Annotated in this window: 17 protein-coding genes and 4 tRNA genes; 16 read left to right on the top strand and 5 right to left on the bottom strand. The window is 43.9% G+C overall.

Annotated elements, in window-relative coordinates; all coding sequences use genetic code 11:
• Positions 1–109: 109 nt before the first annotated feature.
• The 4 genes from JX580_RS06965 to JX580_RS06950 are packed head-to-tail and all read left to right on the top strand — an operon-like array spanning position 110 to position 4640.
• Positions 110–754 carry a trimeric intracellular cation channel family protein gene (locus tag JX580_RS06965; RefSeq protein WP_248849827.1) on the top strand — a complete coding sequence of 215 codons (645 nt, stop codon included), beginning with the start codon at positions 110–112 and terminating at the stop codon, positions 752–754.
• Positions 755–762: 8 nt separating this feature from the next.
• Positions 763–2016, top strand: a complete 1254-nt coding sequence (locus tag JX580_RS06960) for a lipoprotein-releasing ABC transporter permease subunit (protein ID WP_248849826.1) — start codon at positions 763–765, stop codon at positions 2014–2016.
• Positions 2009–2695 carry a lipoprotein-releasing ABC transporter ATP-binding protein LolD gene (gene lolD / locus JX580_RS06955; RefSeq protein WP_248849825.1) on the top strand — a complete coding sequence of 229 codons (687 nt, stop codon included), beginning with the start codon at positions 2009–2011 and terminating at the stop codon, positions 2693–2695. The genes JX580_RS06960 and lolD overlap by 8 nt, the downstream gene beginning before the upstream one ends.
• 1 nt (position 2696) lies before the next feature.
• Positions 2697–4640 (top strand): ABC-F family ATP-binding cassette domain-containing protein, encoded by a 1944-nt coding sequence (locus JX580_RS06950; RefSeq protein ID WP_248849824.1) that lies wholly within the window; start codon positions 2697–2699, stop codon positions 4638–4640.
• A gap of 37 nt (positions 4641–4677) precedes the next feature.
• Here JX580_RS06950 and JX580_RS06945 read toward each other — a convergent pair whose 3' ends face one another.
• Positions 4678–4893 (bottom strand): YgaP family membrane protein, encoded by a 216-nt coding sequence (locus JX580_RS06945; protein ID WP_248849823.1) that lies wholly within the window; start codon positions 4891–4893, stop codon positions 4678–4680.
• 251 nt (positions 4894–5144) lie between these two features.
• Here JX580_RS06945 and tig point away from each other — a divergent pair, with 251 nt between their 5' ends.
• From tig to JX580_RS06900, 9 genes are all read left to right on the top strand, one after another.
• The gene (gene tig, locus JX580_RS06940) at positions 5145–6461 is read left to right on the top strand and encodes a trigger factor (RefSeq protein ID WP_248849822.1); all 1317 of its coding nucleotides are present in this window, start codon (positions 5145–5147) and stop codon (positions 6459–6461) included.
• 110 nt (positions 6462–6571) lie between these two features.
• On the top strand, positions 6572–7174 hold the full coding sequence (gene clpP, locus JX580_RS06935; protein WP_248849821.1) for an ATP-dependent Clp endopeptidase proteolytic subunit ClpP: 603 nt from the start codon (positions 6572–6574) through the stop codon (positions 7172–7174).
• An 11-nt stretch (positions 7175–7185) separates the two neighbouring features.
• The gene (clpX, locus tag JX580_RS06930) at positions 7186–8436 is read left to right on the top strand and encodes an ATP-dependent Clp protease ATP-binding subunit ClpX (protein ID WP_248849820.1); all 1251 of its coding nucleotides are present in this window, start codon (positions 7186–7188) and stop codon (positions 8434–8436) included.
• 61 nt (positions 8437–8497) lie between these two features.
• Entirely contained in the window at positions 8498–10915 is a 2418-nt protein-coding gene (lon, locus tag JX580_RS06925; protein WP_248849819.1) for an endopeptidase La, read from the top strand.
• 104 nt (positions 10916–11019) lie between these two features.
• Positions 11020–11292, top strand: a complete 273-nt coding sequence (locus tag JX580_RS06920; protein WP_248849818.1) for an HU family DNA-binding protein — start codon at positions 11020–11022, stop codon at positions 11290–11292.
• A 144-nt stretch (positions 11293–11436) separates the two neighbouring features.
• Positions 11437–11512: transfer RNA gene (locus JX580_RS06915), tRNA-Val, on the top strand.
• 5 nt (positions 11513–11517) lie between these two features.
• Positions 11518–11594, top strand: a tRNA-Asp gene (locus JX580_RS06910).
• Between the two features lie 81 nt (positions 11595–11675).
• Positions 11676–11751 (top strand) — tRNA-Val (locus tag JX580_RS06905).
• A 6-nt stretch (positions 11752–11757) separates the two neighbouring features.
• Positions 11758–11834: transfer RNA gene (locus JX580_RS06900), tRNA-Asp, on the top strand.
• 126 nt (positions 11835–11960) lie between these two features.
• Here JX580_RS06900 and JX580_RS06895 read toward each other — a convergent pair.
• Both JX580_RS06895 and purB read right to left on the bottom strand, forming a co-directional pair.
• Positions 11961–13163, bottom strand: a complete 1203-nt coding sequence (locus JX580_RS06895; protein ID WP_248849817.1) for a cupin domain-containing protein — start codon at positions 13161–13163, stop codon at positions 11961–11963.
• A 107-nt stretch (positions 13164–13270) separates the two neighbouring features.
• Positions 13271–14680, bottom strand: coding sequence for an adenylosuccinate lyase (purB, locus tag JX580_RS06890; RefSeq protein ID WP_248849816.1), 1410 nt, complete (start codon positions 14678–14680; stop codon positions 13271–13273).
• Between the two features lie 103 nt (positions 14681–14783).
• On the opposite strand from purB, the gene acnB reads away from it, so the two are divergent.
• On the top strand, positions 14784–17360 hold the full coding sequence (gene acnB / locus JX580_RS06885) for a bifunctional aconitate hydratase 2/2-methylisocitrate dehydratase (protein WP_248849815.1): 2577 nt from the start codon (positions 14784–14786) through the stop codon (positions 17358–17360).
• A 119-nt stretch (positions 17361–17479) separates the two neighbouring features.
• On the opposite strand, the gene infA is transcribed toward acnB, so the two are convergent.
• Entirely contained in the window at positions 17480–17698 is a 219-nt protein-coding gene (gene infA / locus JX580_RS06880) for a translation initiation factor IF-1 (RefSeq protein ID WP_248849814.1), read from the bottom strand.
• 54 nt (positions 17699–17752) lie between these two features.
• Positions 17753–18019, bottom strand: a complete 267-nt coding sequence (locus JX580_RS06875) for a succinate dehydrogenase assembly factor 2 (RefSeq protein ID WP_248849813.1) — start codon at positions 18017–18019, stop codon at positions 17753–17755.
• Between the two features lie 96 nt (positions 18020–18115).
• On the opposite strand from JX580_RS06875, the gene JX580_RS06870 reads away from it, so the two are divergent.
• Positions 18116–19258: an FIST signal transduction protein gene (locus tag JX580_RS06870; RefSeq protein WP_248849812.1), complete on the top strand. Its 1143-nt coding sequence runs from the start codon at positions 18116–18118 to the stop codon at positions 19256–19258.
• 26 nt (positions 19259–19284) lie between these two features.
• Positions 19285–20922, top strand: coding sequence for an ATP-binding protein (locus JX580_RS06865; protein ID WP_248849811.1), 1638 nt, complete (start codon positions 19285–19287; stop codon positions 20920–20922).
• The last annotated feature ends 11 nt before the right edge of the window (positions 20923–20933 follow it).

The following is a 20933-nucleotide window of genomic DNA, read 5'->3' as shown; positions in this document are numbered from 1 at the left end:
TTGAGAAGTGATTATTCTAGCCCGAAAATTTTAGCGCTTGGGAATTTATCATGCTTAGTTTGCGATAGAATAGGCGCTTTTAGTTGATTGAGTGTTGGCATTTCGCATTATGAATTTTTTAATGGCCATTCATTTTTTGGATTTATTGGGTACCGTGGTGTTTGCGATTACCGGCTTATTAGCGGCCAGCCGTAAACAATTAGACTTGTTTGGTGCGGTGGTGTTGGCGATGGTGACGGCGGTAGGCGGCGGTACCTTGCGCGATTTAATTTTAGATGTACCGGTATTTTGGACTCAGCAAACGATTTATATCTATGTGATTGTGATATCGACACTCATTGTTTATGTTTACAACCGTTATTATGATATTCCGATGAAACTGCTGTTGGTGTTGGATGCGCTGGGTTTGGCGGTGTTTACCGTGATTGGCGCACAAAAGGCGTTTGAGCTGGGTTTCAGTGATCCGATTGTCATTATGTTTGGTATTATGACCGGTGTGGTCGGTGGTATTATCCGTGATGTGTTAGTGGGCGAAGTGCCACTGATTTTCCGTAAAGAAATTTATGCCACGGCATCCTTTTTAGGCGCCAGTGTATTGGTGTTGGGTTTACGCTTTTTGGATAGCCCGGAATTGGCTGCTTTGTTGGCCATGATCGTGGTGTTTGGTTTGCGAATGTTGGCAATTCATAAAAACTATGGCTTACCGATTTTTGTGTCTAAGTCTGCACCGGCAGACGACACCCCTAAAACTTAGAGACCGTTATGTTTAAACTTTCTTTTGAATGGCTATTAGGCCTGCGTTATATTCGCGCCAAGCGTCGAAATGGCTTTATCTCGTTTATTTCTATGTCGTCAATGATTGGTATCTCATTGGGTGTAATGGCGTTAATCACGGTGATGTCGATTATGAATGGCTTTCAGCATGAATTGCGTGAGCGCATCTTAGGCATGACCGCCCACTTAACCCTGTCGGACAATCATCATAACTTGTCTAATTGGTCGGGTCTTTATGAAATGAGCAAGCTTCATCCGCGGGTATTAGGCGCCGCGCCCAATATTATTGAGCAAGGGATGTTGTCGCAAGGTGAGCGGGTGAAAGGCGTGATGATTCGTGGCATATTGCCAGAACTCGAATCAGAGGTGTCGAGTATTGAAACGATTATGGTCACAGGCGAGGTGTCTGATCTTCAACCGCAGGGTTATGGGGTTATTTTGGGATTGGAATTGGCGCATAGTTTGGGCGTGTCGGTTGGTGATTCGGTTACCTTGATTGCCCCACAGGGTGCAGTGTCACCGGTTGGGATGTTGCCACGTATTAAACGTTTAACGGTAACCGGCTTGTTTAGAGCGGGGATGCACGAATATGACTCGGGGATGGCGTTGATTCACCTTGAGGATGCCGCTACGATTTTCCGTTACCGCGACGGTGCAGTAAGTGGCTTACAGTTAAAAATCGATGATCTTTTTAGAGTTTATGAAGTGCGTCGTGATTTTATTGTTAGTTTTAATGATCAGTTTTTAATCCGTGACTGGACGCAGCAGCATGCTAACTTTTTTAAAGCCATTCAAATGGAAAAACGCATGATGTTTATTGTGTTGGCACTGATTATCATGGTAGCTGCTTTTAACATTGTTTCGACGATGGTGATGGTCGTCACCGACAAACAGAAAGATATTGCGGTACTGCGTACGCTGGGTGCCTCACCTTTCAGTATCCAAAAGATTTTTATTATCCAAGGCTTGGTTATCGGCATTATTGGCGCGTATCTCGGCGTGGTCGGCGGTGTCGTTTTATCGCTTAATATTGATGTGATTATTCCGTTTATCGAGCAGCTGTTTGGTTTCCAGTTTTTCCCGGCGGATGTTTATTATATTAGCGAAGTGCCTTCCAAGCTGGAGTGGAGTGATGTTTGGGCGGTAGCAGGCCTGGCGTTTGTGTTGACCTTATTGGCGACGCTCTATCCGGCTTGGCGTGCATCACGAATTCAACCCGCGGAGGCCTTACGTTATGAGTGATTTTATTTTACAAGCGAGTGGTCTAGGCAAAACCTATAAAGACGGTGACTTGGAAACGCGGGTTTTGACAGACATTGAACTTCAGCTCGCGCCACGTCAACGTATGGCGGTTGTCGGGGCTTCGGGTTCGGGTAAAAGTACACTTTTGCACTTGTTGGCAGGTTTGGATAAGCCCACAGTAGGTGAAGTGCGTTTAGCGGGTCAGTCGTTTTCCAGTTTGTCCGAGTCAAAACGTGGCGTATTGCGCAATAAACATTTGGGATTTGTTTATCAATTTCACTATCTACTCGATGAACTGAATGCCTTAGAAAATGTGATGTTGCCATTACGAATTGCGCGTCAGACGCCGGAAACCGCTGAACAACGTGCGAGAGAGTTGTTAAAGCAGGTCGGTTTAGGGCATCGTTTGCAGCATAAACCGGCTGAATTGTCAGGCGGTGAACGTCAGCGAGTGGCGATAGCACGGGCTTTAATCACCCGACCCAGTTGTATTTTGGCCGATGAACCCACTGGAAATTTAGATTCAAAGTCCGCTGATCAAGTGTTTGAACTTATGCTGTCGTTAAACGAGCAGTTTGACACCGCTTTATTGGTGGTGACCCATGATTTAGCGCTGGCATCACAAATCGGCCAAACGATTACACTGGTTGACGGTTGCATTCAAAAGGATGCCGTCTAGCATGTTAGCGATTCAGTCAGTATCCTTGTTTGCCGGGACTAAATGCCTATTGGACAATGCTAATTTGACCTTGCATCCTGGGCAGAAAGTAGGGATTATTGGCCGTAATGGTGTCGGTAAATCGACCTTGTTTAAAGCGATTTTAGGTCAACAAACCCTTGACGCCGGACAAATCGCGATTCCGGCAAATTGGCAAATTGGCTATGTGCAACAGGAAGACTTGGACAGTGATCTCAGCGCGCTGGATTATGTGTTATCCGGTGATACCCTGTATTATCAATTGATTAATCAGCTTAAAAAAGCCGAACAGCAGAATGACGAAGCCGCGATGGTGGCGTTGCATGATCAACTTGATCATATTCAGGCTTATCAAGTTCCGCTCAAAGCCGAGCAATTATTATTTGGCTTAGGGTTTGAAAAAGCCGATTTAAGCCGCGAATACCGCGCGTTTTCAGGCGGTTGGCAAGTTCGCCTCAAGCTGGCGAAAGCCCTGATGCAGCGTTCGGATTTATTGTTGCTGGATGAGCCCACTAACCATTTAGATATAGAAGCGGTCGCTTGGCTGGAGCAGTGGCTAGCGGCTTATTCGGGAGCGGTGTTGCTCATCTCGCATGACCGGCATTTTTTGGATCAGGTTGTCACAGGTATTGCTTTGCTGGAAGAACAGCGGATTGCGTTTTACAGCGGTAACTTTGAAAGCTATGAGCGCCAACGTAGTATGCAGTTAATGCAGCAGCAGGCGTTGCTGGATAAACAAAAACAGCGGATGCAGCATTTGAAAAGTTTTATTTCGCGATTTAAAGCGAAGGCAAGCAAAGCCAAGCAAGCGCAAAGTCGCGTCAAGGCGTTGGAACGGATGGAAGAAATCGCACCGCTGCAGGCGACCAACCCGTTTCGTTTTGAGTTTTTTAATCCGGATCATTTGCCTGATCCGATGTTGCAAATAGAACAAGTTGGTTTTGGCTATGAAGTTTCAAAGCCCTTGTTGCATTCGGTTAACCTCGTGCTACGTGCTGGCGACCGTATTGGTTTGGTTGGCGTGAATGGTAGCGGTAAATCTACTTTTTTAAAGTTGATTGTTCAAGAGCTAAAACCGCAAACCGGTAAATTGTTTTATGCTAAGGGTTTAAAAATTGGCTATTTCGCCCAGCATCAGGTGGAGGCTCTGGATTTAGATGCCACGCCGGTTCAAACCCTGTTGCGAAATTTTGAAACCATCACCGAGCAGCAGGCGCGCGATTTTTTAGGCGGTTTTGGTTTCAGCCATGATCAAGCCTTGTCACCGATTCGCCATTTTTCCGGTGGCGAGAAGGCGCGTTTATCCCTGGCTGTGATTGTGTATCAAAAGCCGAATTTAATTATCCTTGATGAGCCAACGAACCATTTGGACATGGACGCGCGTGATGCGCTGGATGAAGCGCTGCAAGCTTTTGATGGTGCGTTGATTGTGGTATCACATGATCGACACATGCTGGCTGGGATTGTTGACCAATATTGGTGGGTGCATGAAGGGCAGGTGAGTTTGTTTCATGGTGATTTGGATGCCTATTTGCAACAAAGGTTGTTATTGCTTAAACAGCAAAAACTGGCTAAAACCGAAGCAGATACCCTAACAAAGCAACCAGGCCTGGTTGAAGAATCCGGCTTAAATAAAAAGCAACAGCGCCAACAAAACGCAGAGCAACGTAAACGCCTGCAACAAGCCACCCAAACCCAGCGCAAGCAGTTGGAAAAGGTGAATAAACAATTGGTGGTTAAACAGCAACGAATGGATGAGCTTCATGCGTTATTGGCGGATGATGCGATCTATCAGGCCGATCAGTTGGTGCAATTAAATAAACTTTTGGCCGAACAAGCCAATTGTCAAAGTCAGTTGGATGAGCTTGAGATGGCGTGGTTGGTTTTAGAGGAAGAAATTGAAGAGATAGTCAAAAAATTTGACTAGGCGTTAAGTTACTTAGCGCCTAGTTTGACGTAACTTATTAAGCTTGTGGCTTAACAAACGGTGAGCCGTGCTTCAGGCCTAGTTTTTTCAGAATCACTACCATCGGGCAAAAACGAAATACACCAGAAATAATTAGGTTTAAGCCTACAAAAGCGGTTAGAAGTAACCAGGCTTGTGAAACATAAAGGGCTAAACCAAGGCTAACCAGTACAACAGAGCCTGCTACCATTAAAACTACACGTTCGATAATCATTTAACTTCTCCAAAGTTGAGTTTATGATATAAATTAACATTTATATTGTAGCTTAAAATTATTTAATAATGTGTGCGTAGGGTAAAATAAAAATAAGGAAACGCTAATATTTGTGCCCTAAGTTTAGATTTTTCTTGTTGTTTTTGCCCATATCTGTATAATTTTGGGACTATTTATTATCGCTGTGTTGGTTTGTTTTTTTGAAAACTACACGGTAGCCATTTGAATTTAATAACTATTTGAGAATTTGTATGCAAGTATCTGTTGTAAAACCTGAGCAAGGCCTAGAGCACAAGTTGAGTGTGAGTTTTCCATCTAATGAATTTGATGCCAAGGTTGAAAAGCGCTTAAATGAAATGCGCCGCACTGTTAAGATGGATGGTTTCCGTCCAGGCAAAGTTCCAATGAATATGGTTAAAAAACGTTATTTGCCACAAGTTCAACAAGAACTTTTGGGCGAAACGCTTCATTATGCCTTTTTTGATGCAATGGATAAGGAAGGCTACAATCCAGCGGGTTACCCAGCGTTTGATGATGTAAAGCTAGAAAATGGCGAGATAAAGTTCGAAGCTCGTTTTGATGTTTATCCTCAGATTACTTTGCCTGCTTTTGACAGCATTGAAGTTGAAAAGCTTAGCGCAGAAGTTAAAGAAGAAGACGTTGACAAGATGATTCAACGACTTCAAGAGCAACGTTCTGCTTGGAAGCCTGCCGGCGCTGCTAAAAAAGCCAATATGGGTGAGCAGGTCATTATTGATTTTGTTGGAAAATTGGATGGTGTGGAATTTGACGGCGGTAAAGCAGAAAATGTTCCTTTAGAACTAGGTTCTGGTCGAATGATTCCAGGTTTTGAAGACGGTATTATTGGGATGAAAAAAGGTGAAACTAAAACGATTGATGTTACTTTCCCAGAACAGTACCAGGCTGAACACCTAAAGGGTAAAACAGCACAGTTTGATATTACTGTCCATTCTGTTCAGACCAAACAATTACCTGAGTTAGATGAAGAGTTTATAAAGTCATTTGGTATCGAAGACGGTACGGTTGAGTCTTTACGTAAAGAAATTCGTGAAAACATGGAGCGTGAATTAAAGCGCACCTTGGATGCTAAAAACCGCCAGGCCGCTTTCGATGCTTTAGAGAAGGCGGTTGATATTGAGGTGCCAAAATCTTTAGTAGCTCAAGAAGCAGAAACTATGTTGGAAAACTATATGCAGCGTTTAGAACAGCAGGGCATGCCTAAGGGGCAAATGCCTGGTCTAACGGCTGACATCTTTAGTGAGGAAGCAAAAAAACGCGTTAAGCTAGGCTTGGTTATTGGCGATGTGATTAAGGCTAATGATATTCAAGCTTCAGAAGCTGACCTTGATGCATTTATTGCTGAGCAGGCCTCTGCCTATGAAGAGCCGGAAGAGATTAAACAGTGGTACAAAGAGAATCCACAGCGCCTAAACGAAGCGCGTTCTGTGATTGTTGAGTCTGCTGTGGCGAAAAAAATCATGTCAGAAGCGAAAGTGAATGAGGTCACTAAAGCATTTGATGAGATTGTTAGCGCATCAGCCGCTTAAGTTTATTAGCTAGCAACTTTATTAAACCCTATGAACGGTTGTCACTGTCATAGGGTTTTTGTTTTTAAAATTCATTTAGAATGCAAAGTAGATTTAATTAGGGGTGGATCATGAATAGTTCGGTAATTAGAAATGCTTTAGTGCCTATGGTTGTTGAGCAGACCAGTCGAGGTGAGCGTGCCTATGATATTTATTCACGTTTACTCAAGGAGCGCGTGATTTTTTTGGTGGGCCAAGTTGAAGACCATATGGCTAATTTAATCGTGGCGCAAATGCTTTTCTTGGAAGCAGAGAACCCTGACAAAGATATACATCTATACATCAACTCACCTGGTGGCAGTGTTACAGCTGGCATGGCGATTTATGATACGATGCGTTTTATAAAGCCTGATGTTTCCACAATGGTTATGGGTCAAGCAGCGAGTATGGGGTCATTTTTGTTGGCAGCGGGTACCAAGGGGAAACGGTTTGCTTTGCCTAATTCTCGGGTAATGATTCATCAGCCATTAGGTGGTTTTCAAGGCCAAGCGAGTGATTTTGAAATACATGCACGTGAAATATTGTATATTAAAGATAAGCTAAATCGAGCATTGGCTGAAAATACTGGCCAGCCTATTGAGGTTATTGAACGTGACACGGATCGTGATAACTTTATGAGTGCGCAACGCGCAATGGAATATGGTTTGGTCGATCAAGTATTGCACAACCGCTAGGAATAAAAGCTATGAAAGAAAAAATGTTATATTGCTCTTTTTGTGGAAAGAGTCAAGATGAGGTGCGTAAGCTTATAGCTGGCCCATCAGTTTATATTTGTGATGAATGCATTGAACTATGCAACGATATTTTGCAGGAAGAATTAGGGGCGGATGTTGAGCATAGTTTTGACCTTGAAAACCTGCCCACTCCACATGAGATTAGTGCCATTCTTGATGATTATGTGATCGGTCAAGAAAAAGCGAAAAAAGTCTTATCGGTTGCGGTTTATAACCATTATCGTCGTTTGCAAAACGCAAACAATTCCGATGAGGTTGAGTTAACAAAGAGCAATATTCTGCTGATTGGGCCAACCGGTTCAGGTAAAACCTTATTGGCGCAGACCATGGCGCGTTTACTTGACGTACCGTTTGCCATTGCCGATGCGACTACCCTGACCGAAGCCGGTTACGTTGGCGAGGATGTTGAAAGTATTGTTTTAAAACTGCTTCAACGTTGCGATAATGACCCGGCAAAAGCCGAGCGTGGCATCATTTACATTGATGAGATAGATAAAATTACCCGTAAATCTGAAAACCCTTCGATTACTCGTGATGTGTCGGGTGAAGGTGTTCAGCAGGCTTTGCTAAAATTGATTGAAGGTACGCAAGCTGCCGTTCCACCACAGGGAGGACGTAAGCATCCGAATCAGGAAATGATTTATGTTGATACCTCAAAAATTTTGTTTATTGTGGGGGGCGCTTTTGAAGGGCTAGACAAGATTATCGAACAGCGCACTGAAAAGAATTTAGGGATTGGTTTTTCTGCAGATATCAAATCTAAAGATAAGGTTAAGACTCTAACTCAAAAGTTTGCTGAAATTGAACCAGAGGACTTAACAAAGTTTGGTTTAATTCCTGAGTTTGTAGGACGTTTGCCCGTTATTGCTTCACTGACTGAGTTAGATGAAAAAGCCTTGGTTCAGATTCTAACCGCACCCAAAAATGCACTGGTTAAGCAGTTTCAAAAAATGTTTGAGCTTGAAGGTGCGCAGCTAGAGTTTAGAAACGATGCTTTAACTGAAATCGCTAAACTTGCTATTGCCAGAAAAACCGGGGCGCGTGGTTTACGTTCGATCCTTGAGCAGGTTTTGTTGGATACCATGTATGATTTACCTAGCATGAAAAATGTTGAGAAAGTGGTTGTTAACAAAGCGGTTATTCAGGGCAAAAAGCCACCGATGGTGGTTTATCATGATGTTGCTAAAGCAGCGAGTGAATAATCTTAATATTTGATGACAAAGCCCAGCCAGTCTGGGTTTTTTATTCTAAAGAAGAGTGTTTATGGATATTAATCAAATCGCGATGAAAATGAATGTGTTAGTCATGCCTCTGCGAGATGTGGTTGTGTTTCCTGGCTCTGTCATGCCTTTGTTTGTTGGACGTGCAAAGTCAATCAGTGCTGTGTTTGAGGCACAAAGACGCGATAGACAACTTTTTTTAATTGCACAAAAAAGTGCTGATCAAGATGATCCTGATATCTCCGATTTATATAGCGTTGGTACGCTTGCCAATATTTTGCAAACACTCAAGCTTCCAGATGGAACCGTTAAAGTTCTGGTTGAAGGCGTGCAGCGTTTTGAACTAGTCAACCTGCATAGCCGTGATGGTTTTTTAGCGGCAGATATAGCTGCTTTAGAGCAAGACTTGGGGCCTGATAGTGATACACGTGCCTTGTCCAATCTTTTACGGGATAGGTTTCTTTATCTGGCTGATTTGCGCAAGAAATTGCCATCAGAGGTTAAAGAGTCGATTGAGCGTTCGGAAGAGCCTAATCGTTTAGTAGATTTAATTGGTGCCAATATGGCGCTTACCATGGATCGTAAGCAAGCGCTCTTGTCCTTGTTGTCGGTTAATGCACGTCTCGAACAATTACTTGCCTACATTGAAGAAGATATTGATCTGATTGAGTCCGAGAAACGGATCACCATGAGGGTTAAAAGCCAGATGGATCGAACCCAGAGAGAGTTTTATCTCAATGAAAAGATCAAAGCTATTCACAAGGAACTGCGCACTGATGCTGATGGTGTTGATGAGTTTGAGCAGTTGGAGCAAAAGATCAAGCAAGCCCAAATGCCTGCCGATGTTGAATCTAAAGCTCTGGTGGAATTCAAGAAACTAAAGCAAATGCAAGCTCAGTCAGCTGAAGCCAATGTGATTAGAAATTATTTAGACTGGTTGCTACAATTGCCTTGGAAGAAAAGGTCTCGGGTTTCTAAGGATCTTAACAAGGCTCAGAATGTCTTAGATCAACAACATTATGGTTTGGAAAAGGTTAAAGAGCGTATAGTAGAGTATTTGGCCGTTCAACAAAGAGTTAAAAAGATCAAGGGATCTATTCTATGTTTGGTTGGTCCTCCAGGCGTTGGTAAAACAACCCTTGCACGTTCTATAGCTGAGGCTACTAACCGTGAGTATGTCAGAATGGCCCTAGGTGGCGTGCGTGATGAAGCTGAAATTCGTGGACACAGAAAAACCTATATTGGTGCGTTGCCGGGTAAAATCATTCAAAAAATGGCGAAGGCCGGTACGGTTAATCCTTTGTTTCTTCTTGATGAAGTGGACAAGATGGCCTCTGATTCACGAGGGGATCCGGCTAGTGCGCTGTTAGAAGTGCTTGATCCTGAACAAAACGCAACGTTTAATGATCACTACTTGGAAGTCGATTATGATTTGTCCGATGTGATGTTTATTGCAACCTCTAATTCAATGGATATTCCTGAAGCTTTGCTTGATCGAATGGAGGTGATTAATCTCTCAGGTTACACAGAGCCCGAAAAAATAAATATTGCGCTACGCTATTTAATCGAAAAAAATCTTCAGGATCATGGGCTCAAGTTACAAGAACTAACCATAACAGAAGCAGCTGTTAAGAGGATTATTCAAGTTTATACCCGTGAAGCCGGGGTGCGTGATCTTGACCGAAATATTGCTAAAATTTGCCGTAAAGCGGTTAAGCAAATACTGGACAGGTCTAAGGCGGTGCCGATCACGGTAGATGCTAAGGATTTAGAGGATTATCTTGGGGTTGCTAAATATCGTTTTGGATTGGCGAGTCTCGAAAATCAAATTGGACAAGTCACTGGTCTTGCATGGACAAGAGTGGGTGGGGATTTGTTGAAAATTGAAGCGACCGCAATGCCTGGCAAAGGTAAACTTGAAAGCACTGGGCAATTAGGCAGTGTCATGTCTGAGTCAGTTCAGGCCGCGATGAGTGTGATTAGAAGTCGTTCGGCCAGTTTAGGCTTGCCTGCTGATTTTTATGAAAAAATTGATCTACATCTTCATTTTCCGGATGGGGCAACCAAAAAAGATGGTCCCAGCGCAGGAATTGCCGTGTGTACTGCAATCACCTCGGTATTAACCAAGATTCCTGTCAGGGCAGATGTTGCCATGACAGGAGAAATCACACTAAGAGGTGAGGTTTTACCGATTGGTGGGCTTAAAGAGAAGTTATTGGCGGCATTGCGCGGTGGAATTAAGGTGGTCTTGATACCTCATGATAATATTAGAGATTTATCCGATATTTCGACTGAAATAACCGATCAGCTTGATATAAAGCCAGTTCGTTGGTTTGATGAGGTACTCAAAGAGGCATTGGTTTCGCAGCCTGAAGCCTTAGATTATGAAGATGGCCTGGTAAGTGCTTTGGGGGTCAGGAAGTTAACAAACGTTGTTATCGATGAACAAAAAGCTCATTAATAGCTGTAATTAAACTATTTCTCTTGACATTGTTGGGGCTGGGTTGCTATAAATGCCTTAGTCCATTCTAATGGCAATAAATTTTTTTCAACGGAGTAAAAAACATGAATAAATCTGAATTAGTAAGCGCGATTGCAGAAAAAGCTGGCTTAACAAAAGTACAAGCTGCTAGTGCGTTAGATGCGACGGTTGCAAGTGTTACAGCTGCTTTAGCTAAGGGTGACCAGGTTGCGATCATCGGTTTCGGTACCTTTAAAGTTGGTGAACGCGCTGCACGTACAGGACGCAATCCACAAACTGGCGCTGAAATGCAGATTCCAGCGGCCAAAGTACCGAAATTTGCTGCTGGTAAGGCTCTTAAGGATGCGGTTAACTAATTTAGAAAAAATGTTTTAAATTAGTATTAAATTTTGTTGACAATGCTGCCCATCCCTTTATAATACGCGCATCAATTAAGCGCAGTGGTTGTAAGACAAAGCGCTCGCAATCAAGCCTGTGAGGTTTGATTGAGTGGAATAATTGGGTGCTTAGCTCAGCTGGGAGAGCATCGCCCTTACAAGGCGAGGGTCGGGGGTTCGAACCCCTCAGCACCCACCAAAATTGGAGCGGTAGTTCAGTTGGTTAGAATACCGGCCTGTCACGCCGGGGGTCGCGGGTTCGAGCCCCGTCCGCTCCGCCAATTTTAAAAGGCTAGCATAGCTAGCTTTTTTATTGCGACAATGACAAGTTGCAAAACACGCGAGTGTTAAAACGTTTCAACGGGTGCTTAGCTCAGCTGGGAGAGCATCGCCCTTACAAGGCGAGGGTCGGGGGTTCGAACCCCTCAGCACCCACCAAAATTTGGAGCGGTAGTTCAGTTGGTTAGAATACCGGCCTGTCACGCCGGGGGTCGCGGGTTCGAGCCCCGTCCGCTCCGCCAACATTTAAAAGCCCCAAGTTCATATGAGCTTGGGGCTTTTTTGTTTTTAAGCAAGGCGATAGCGCACCAAACCCACGACACTGTTTTACAGTTGTAAGTGAGATTGGCTTTTGTTGGGTTTAGTTTTTAGGCTTCGCCTTCAAAGCACTCTGCTTGTTCCGTGGTGTCTGGAAACTGTAGGAACTGTCTGATCCAAAGCTGGTAAAGCCATTCAGTTACCGGGCGTTGCTTGCTCCAGCGCTGTAATGTATTGGCGTCGATGCGGTCATGGTTCGCTATCTGCATAATAACGCCGTCAGCAATGCCCTCTGTCGGCCATTCAAAACCATTGATCGTTAACACCAGTTCCTCACAGATCCGTTGGAATGCAAAACGACAAATCGGGTCGCGTTCAAGATAGTCGGCTTGTTTTATCGCTTCAATAAATGCCTCTAGATCTCCGGCTTCTTCATCGGTTAGGGGTTCAGGCAGAGCATTGTGGGCCTGTTGATCCAGTTGCGTAGCAAAGCGTCCAAACCAGCGTTGCAGCGATTGTTCATCGTTTAATGCCGCTTGTAATAACTGTTTAGCGTTTAACCAGGCCTGGTTATTAATTTCACCCGGTTGGGTATTTTGCCAGTTAGGATCTAGGTACATCGTTTGGAATAAGCTAGATTCAGATAGATAGTCACCAAAGCTGTCCCAAAGTTCCTGACCTTTGTAGCTGCGGTAGCCAATCGAGTAGGTCATACAGTCATCATCCAGCGCGACACCATGATGTCCCCATTTCGGTGGGAGATAAAGAATGTCACCGGCTTCCAGGACATATTCCTCTTCAATGTTAAATTCACGCATTAAGCGCAGTGGCGTGTTTTCAAGGTAGTTATCGAGTTCACAATTATGCGCGGTTAGCATCCATTTACGCTGTCCTGCGGCTTGCAATAAAAAAACATCATAATGATCAAAGTGTGGGCCGACATTGCCGCCCTCTGTGGCATAGCTAATCATAATATCGTCTATGCGCCAGCGTGGGATAAAGTCGAACTGATTGAGTAATTGTTGTACCTCTGGAATCAAGCGGTCCATACCTTGAACTAGCAGAGTCCAGTTTTTTTCCGGCAAGCTTGCATAGTCTTGTTCGCTAAAAGGTCCGGTGCGAAGCTCGTAATCCTGCGTCCCATGTTGCAGCACCATTCTGCTTTCCACTTCATCCTCAAGCGAGAGCCCGGCCAATTCTTCCGGTGTAATGGGGCTGATAAAGTTGGGTAGGGCTTGTTTAATCAGTAGCGGTTTTTTCTGCCAATAGTCTTTTAAAAAAGTTTGGCTATCAATTTGGTTGAACGTAATCATAAGGAGAGTCCTAAAAGGAGGAGGGCGTTATTCAGGTTTAATTGGGTTCCTAACTTATAAGCTGGAACCCGTATAGCGTTAAATAGCGTGTTAAATCAAATGGGTGTTTAGCGGCCTTTTAAAATAGTCAGTGCCAATTCGATGGTTTCGGCCTGACGTTGGGCGTTACCTATATAGCTGCCTGGAGTCATGTCTTTTAGGCTCTGCTTGGCCTCAGCCGGTAATTCTAACTGATCAACAAACTCTTGCATGATTTGTGAGTTGACACGACGACCACGGGTTAAGTCCTTGAGTTTTTCATAGGGTTTTTCAATCCCATAACGACGCATAACGGTTTGAATCGCTTCGGCTAATACTTCCCAGTTGTCATCAAGGTCTTGCGCAAGTTTGGCTTCGTTAACTTCAAGCTTACCTAGGCCTTTCATGCTGGCTTGTAGCGCGATTTGGGTATGCGCCACACCAACACCCAGGTTGCGCAATACCGTGGAGTCGGTCAAATCACGCTGCCAGCGAGAAATCGGTAGTTTTTGCGCCAGATGTTCAAAAATTGCGTTAGCCATCCCCAAGTTGCCTTCTGAGTTTTCAAAATCAATCGGGTTGACCTTGTGAGGCATGGTCGAAGAACCGATTTCGCCAGCCACGGTTTTCTGTTTGAAGAAGCCGAGCGCAATATAGCCCCAAACATCGCGGTCAAAGTCAATTAACACGGTATTAAAGCGTGAAATCGCATGGAAATACTCAGCAATATAGTCATGGGGCTCAATTTGAATGGTGTAAGGGTTCCATGCCAAGCCAAGCGATTGAACAAACTGTTCAGACAGTTCGTACCAGTTAATGCTGGGGTAGGCCGATAAGTGAGCATTGTAGTTGCCAGTGGCGCCATTGATTTTACCCATCACTTGAACTTGCATCAGTTGTTTAATCTGGCGCTGTAGGCGATAAGCGACATTGGCAAATTCTTTTCCAACTGTCGTCGGCGAAGCCGGTTGGCCGTGGGTACGTGAAAGCATCGGAATCGCGGCCATCTCAATCGCTTGGCGCGCAATTTCATCCACCAGTTTTTGCATTTGCGGTACCAAGACCTGTTCACGCGCTTCTTTCAGCATCAGCGCGTAGGCTAGGTTATTGATGTCTTCTGAGGTGCAGGCAAAGTGAACAAATTCATTGATTTTATTCAACTCATCTATCGGTGCCATGTGTTCTTTAATGAGGTATTCAACCGCCTTGACATCATGGTTGGTGGTGCGTTCTATTTCTTTTACCCGTTGTGCCATCTCAAGGGTGAAGTTATCAACAAGGATTTGTAAGTGGGCTTTCGCTTCAGGACTAAAAGCCGGTACTTCTGGAATGCCGGGGTGGTTGGCTAACATATTCAACCAGGACACTTCAACACGCACTCGGTTTTTAATTAGCCCATACTCGCTGAAAATCGATTTTAAATCGGTTAAGCGGCTCCCGTAACGACCGTCAACCGGAGAAATGGCAGTGAGTTCTGAAAGAAAAAGAGCGTCAGACATAGGGCTTCCTTGTTAATAAACGATGTTAAATCGTGATATTATATCGCAATTAAGGACTAGCTAAGGACTCTCTTGGAGTCGAAATAATAATGGAGCATAATTTATGTTAGAAGCTTATCGTCAACTGGTTGCTGAACGTGAACAGCAGGGAGTTCCAGCCTTACCGTTGGATGCACAACAAACCGCCGAGCTTATTGAATTACTAAAACAACCTAATCCTGCTGAGGTTGAGGTGTTAGTTGAGTTGTTAACGCATCGTGTTCCACCTGGGGTTGACGAGGCTGCTTACGTTAAAGCCAGTTTTCTTGCGGATGTGGCAAAAGAAACATTAAAAGTGGACGCGATTTCCCCGGAAAAAGCTGCGTTTTTACTAGGTACCATGATGGGGGGCTACAATGTTCAGCCTTTAATCGATTTATTGGACAGTTCAAATACTGCAGTGGCTGAAACCGCGGTGGCCGCTCTGTCGAAAACACTACTGGTTTATGATGCCTATCATGATGTTTTAGAAAAAGCCGATAGCAATGCCTATGCAAAACAAGTGATTGACTCTTGGGCGAATGCTGAGTGGTTCACCAATCGTAAACCCTTAGCGGAAAAAATCACTGTGACGGTGTTTAAAGTCGATGGCGAAACCAATACCGATGACTTATCACCGGCAACGGCGGCTTGGTCGCGCCCGGACATTCCTTTACATGCTAAAGAGATGCTGGCGTCAAAAATGGAAAACGTACCGCAAATTATTGAAGAGCTAAAAGCCAAAGGCCACCCGGTAGCCTATGTTGGCGATGTGGTCGGTACCGGCTCTTCTCGTAAATCCGCGATGAACTCCGTTATGTGGTGGTTCGGTGACGATATTCCGTATGTGCCGAACAAGCGTCAAGGTGGCGTGGTTTTAGGTGGAAAAATCGCTCCGATTTTCTTTAATACCGCTGAAGACTCGGGTTCCTTGCCGATTGAGTGTGATGTGGCGCAAATGAATATGGGCGACGTCATCCATATCTATCCGTTTGAAGGCAAGATCACCAATGATAAGGGTGAAGTGATTTCGACCTTTAAGCTTGACCCGATTACCATGCCGGATGAAGTACGTGCTGGGGGGCGTGTGCCGTTAATTATCGGGCGTGATTTAACCGATAAAACGCGTCGTGCATTAGAACTTGCGCCGAGTGATTTGTTTATTCGCCCCACCGATGGTGATACCGCCACCCATGGTTACACGCTTGCGCAAAAAATGGTTGGTCAGGCCTGTGGCGTCGCCGGTGTGCGTCCTGGTATGTACTGTGAACCGCATATGTCCACCGTTGGTTCGCAAGATACCACCGGTGCAATGACCCGTGATGAAATGAAAGAGTTGGCGTGTTTAGGCTTTAGTGCCGACTTTGTGCTGCAATCCTTCTGTCATACTGCGGCCTATCCCAAGCCGGTTGATATTAAATTACAGCACAGCCTACCGGATTTTATTACCAGTCGTGGCGGTGTTTCCTTGCGCCCAGGTGACGGTGTAATTCATTCTTGGTTGAACAGGATGCTGTTGCCGGATGCTGTGGGAACAGGTGGCGATTCACATACCCGTTTCCCGATAGGGATTTCATTCCCAGCGGGGTCTGGCTTGGTGGCGTTTGGTGCGACCTTAGGTGTGATGCCGTTAAATATGCCGGAATCGGTATTAGTGCGTTTTAAAGGCAAGATGCAGCCAGGGATTACGCTGCGTGACTTGGTGAACGCGATTCCGTATCAAGCGATTCAGCAAGGTTTGCTCACGGTTGAGAAAAAAGGCAAGAAAAACGTGTTTAATGGTCGCGTACTGGAAATCGAAGGCTTGCCGGATTTAAAAGTGGAGCAGGCGTTTGAGTTATCGGATGCTTCGGCGGAACGGTCGGCGAACGGCTGTGTGGTCAAACTGGGTGAAGCACCGATTATTGAGTTTTTAAAATCGAATATTCGCTTGATTGAATGGATGGTTGAAAACGGTTATAAAGATGCACGCACCTTGTTACGTCGTCGTGATGAGATGCAGAAGTGGATTGATAATCCGGTATTGCTTGAAGCGGATGCTGATGCCCAGTATGCCGAAATTATTGAAATTGACTTGAATCAAATCAAAGAACCGATTGTGGCTTGCCCTAATGATCCTGACGACGTAAAACTCTTGTCTGAGGTTGCCGGTGAGAAAATTGATGAGGTGTTTATTGGTTCGTGTATGACCAATATTGGTCACTATCGCGCCGCCGGTAAAGTGCTAGAAACGGTTAAGGGCTCGGTTCCGACTAAACTTTGGATTGCACCGCCTACCAAAATGGACGAGCGTCAATTGATTGAAGAAGGTTATTACAGCACATTTGGGCGTACAGGCGCTCGCACTGAAATGCCAGGGTGTTCGTTATGCATGGGTAACCAAGCGCGAGTTGCTGATGGCGCCACGGTGTTTTCAACTTCAACTCGAAACTTTCCTAACCGTCTAGGCAATGGGGCTAATGTTTATTTGGGTTCAGCTGAATTGGCCGCGGTGATTGCAGCGATGGGTAAATTGCCCACCGTTGAGGAGTATATGGCGCAAGTCGGTATGCTGGATACCATGGCGGATGATGTCTATCGCTATTTACAGTTTGATGAAATGGCCGATTACGAGATTAAATCACCGGCTAAACTTGCAGAAATAGGGGTTGCAGTCGCTTAAAGGCGGCTAGTAACCAATGAGTCACCAGGCCTGGTGACTCATTCAAGCTTTAATTGTGTAAAGAAGATAATAAAAAAAACCGGTTTTAAAACCGGTTTTTTTATAAAGCTTATAATGCGTTACTTGCCACGATAAGTAATGCGGCCTTTGGTAAGGTCGTAAGGCGTCAGCTCAACTTTTACCTTATCACCAGCAAGGATTCGGATGTAATTCTTACGCATGCGCCCTGAAATGTGCGCTAATATTTCATGTCCGTTTTCTAATTCTACTTTAAACATGGTGTTGGGTAAGGTTTCTAAAACTGTACCTTCAAATTCTATAACGTCTTGTTTTGCCATAAGTCCTGTCTGAGGAATATCCTTGATTAAAATTGTTGCGGATTATAGCACAGGTTAGTTTGTTGAATTCAAATAATTTTTACGGATTAACTGAATTATTTTGGCATGCTTAGCTTTTGCTAGAGCAGGTTGTAGCAAGCAGGTCATTAAAGTTTGGTCGTCAAGGCTTAGTAATGACTCAAACGCGCTTAAGGTGGCTAAGTCAGTTTCATGGCATAGCTTATGTTCTATAAAGGCTTGGAGCAATAGATCGGTTTCAAGGTTGCCGCGGCGAGCTTGGTATTTGAGTTGATTTACTGAAACGACTTTATTGATCAACATGGATTATTAGTTCTTTGTTTTTATTGTTGTATTTTCACTCATTAATAACTATTATATGACTATTGGTCATTTTGTTTAATTTTAAGGGGTGTTTTTATGTTGCTTAGTCAAGCCTCGACAACACTGGTTTTTAGCGAAAAGCAAAGTTTTAACGAATTTAAAAATGGATTGTCATCGATAAAAGATAATCCACAAGTTAAGAGTGTATTAATTTTTTCGGCAGATAACAATAATTTTGATGAGAATGAGTTGGATCAGTTGCTAAAGCAGCAAACGATTTCGATCTTGGGAGGCATTTTTCCTGAGATTGTTTATCAGACCAAAAGTTATAGCCATGGTTTTTTAATGGTTGGCTTACCCTATGAAATGGAGGTCGGCCTTGTTGAGGGGTTAAGTGATCCTGCTTTAAATTATGCCGACCTGATTGAATCTTTGTTTGCTGATCAATTGGATGCCCAAACTGGGCTGGTTTTTGTTGACGGGTTATCGAAACGTATTTCTGGTTTAGTTGATGGTTTATTCGAAGTTTTTGGTTCTGAAGTTAATTTTATTGGTGGCGGAGCGGGTTCTTTAAGTTTTATTCAAAAACCTTGTTTGCTATCTCAACATGGCTTACTGATGGATGCAGCCTTAATAGCATTGATTGATAAGCCGAGCCGACTTGCGGTGGGGCATGGTTGGAAGACGATTCACCCAGATCATCAGGTAACGCAGGTTGATAAAAATATTATTTATCAAATCGATAACAGAAATGCTTTTGAAGTCTATGGTGAAGTTGTTAATCAACATTCGATAGAGGCGATTACTCGAGACAATTTTTTCAGTATAGCGCAAGCCTTTCCATTTGGTATTAATAAACTGAATGGTGATAAGGTGGTACGAGATCCTATTGCGGTAACCCCTGAAGGGGGCTTGGTTTGTGTTGGTGAGTTGTCGCAAGGTGATTTTGTTGATATTTTGTCTGCTAAGGCACAAGACTTAGTTGAGTCTGCAGGTCAAACGACCCGAGCGGCCTATGCGACTGAAGCAACACAGACGCCAGTGATTCATTTAACGATTGATTGTATTTCACGTGGCTTGTTTTTAAAGCAAGCGTTTGTGGAAGAATTGGATGCGATTAGGCAATATTCTGATCCGCATTTACCGATAGTGGGTGCTTTAGTTTTAGGGGAAATCGCTAATTCTGGCGAAGGGTATCTTGAATTCTATAACAAAACAACCGCCATTGCGGTACTATAGAATTTTGGGCTTTTAAGGCTTATATTATGATGCCCTCCAATGTAGAAACGCGTGTTAGGGTTCTTTATGAAATTGCGATGGCCATCGGTAACACACTGGATGAAAAACAGTTGTTACAGGATTGCCTCAAGGTGATTTTGCGCAAGCTGAATGGTGTTGCCATTTCATATTATGATACCCGTCAAGATTGTGTCATGCTTGCGTTACCAAGACGAGGCATGAAACAGGACTATATTGAGCGGCTGGAGGTTTTATTAGCGGCTGAGAAACAGCGTTATTCTGAATCTGGTTTTGTCAGGTCTTGGCAGCTAGACTCAGGCTTAATTCAATATGCGTTTAAGATTAGTCATCTAGGTTGGTTAACCCTGGTCAGTGCCCAGTCAATTGATGAATTAACTTTGAGTTCACTAGGTCCTGTTTGCGATAAACTGGCGACCTCAATTCAATCTTGTCGTGGTAATCAACAGCTAATAGAGCAAGAGCAAAGGCTCCAGACAGCGCTTTATAATTTAAAAAAGGCGCAGCAATCCCGCGATAGTTTTTTAGCGAACATGAGTCATGAAATCCGTACTCCTCTTAACGGGATTTTGGGGTTTTTATATCAATTGGAAGATACAGATTTAACTTCTCAGCAACAGCATTACTTGTCAATTATTAAACATAGTTCAGATACCTTGGTTGCTATCATTAATGATATTTTAGATTTTTCTAAAATGGATGCGGGCAAGCTGACATTGGATGTTAAACCTTTTCATTTAATTGATGCGGTAACACCGATTGTTGAGTTATTTCGAGCCAAGGCAGCCAAGCAGAATACTTTTCTAGAATTTATTCAGCAGGGAAATATCCCTGAAGTGATTAGAGGTGATTCGCTCAGGCTAAAGCAAATTTTGAGTAATTTAATTAGTAATGCGGTTAAGTTTTCTGAAAATAAACAGGTTTCGGTTATTTTACAAGCCCAACCCGGTGAGCAGCTAGGCAGGGTTTTGCTTAGTTTACAAGTTCGTGATACAGGGATAGGCATCGCACCTGAAAAGCTGGCTCTATTAGGGCAGCCTTTTGTTCAGGCGGAAAGCACGACTACACATCATTTTGGCGGTACAGGCTTGGGGTTGGCGATTTGCAAAGGATTGCTGGATTTAATGGGCTCCAAGCTTCAAATAGAAAGCGTTTTAGGCCAAGGCAGTTGTTTTTACTTTAGTTGGCAGGCAGAGGTTTGTCAGTCTAAGACCGCTGTTAACGAACCGCGCGCCTTAAAGCAAAACCTTGGGCAAGCCTATCCAGAAAAGCGTGTTTTATTGGTAGAAGATAACAAAGTAAATCAAATGCTTATGAAAGCTATTTTAAGCAAGGTTCAATTAAAGCCCGATCTAGCTGAAGATGGTCAGCAGGCTGTTGATATGTATTGTGCCGCGAGTGGGGTTTATGATTTGGTGCTGATGGATATTAATATGCCGGTGATGGATGGGGTAGAAGCGACTCAGAAAATTCGTCAGTATGAGTCAGAAGCAGGTTTAGAGGCTACCCCCATTATCGCGTTGACGGCCAATGTTTTGCGTGGAGACCGAGAGCGTTATCTAGCGCATAGCATGAATGAGGTTTTAGCCAAACCTTTGGAGATGGATAAGTTGAATCAAGTTTTCACGCAGTTTTTAAATCAATAACTTGGATAGGA

It is taken from the genome of Thiomicrospira microaerophila, assembly GCF_023278225.1.
Taxonomy (GTDB): domain Bacteria; phylum Pseudomonadota; class Gammaproteobacteria; order Thiomicrospirales; family Thiomicrospiraceae; genus Thiomicrospira; species Thiomicrospira microaerophila_A.
The sequence above is the reverse complement of the archived record's forward strand: the minus strand, read 5'-3'. Positions and strand labels throughout refer to the sequence as shown.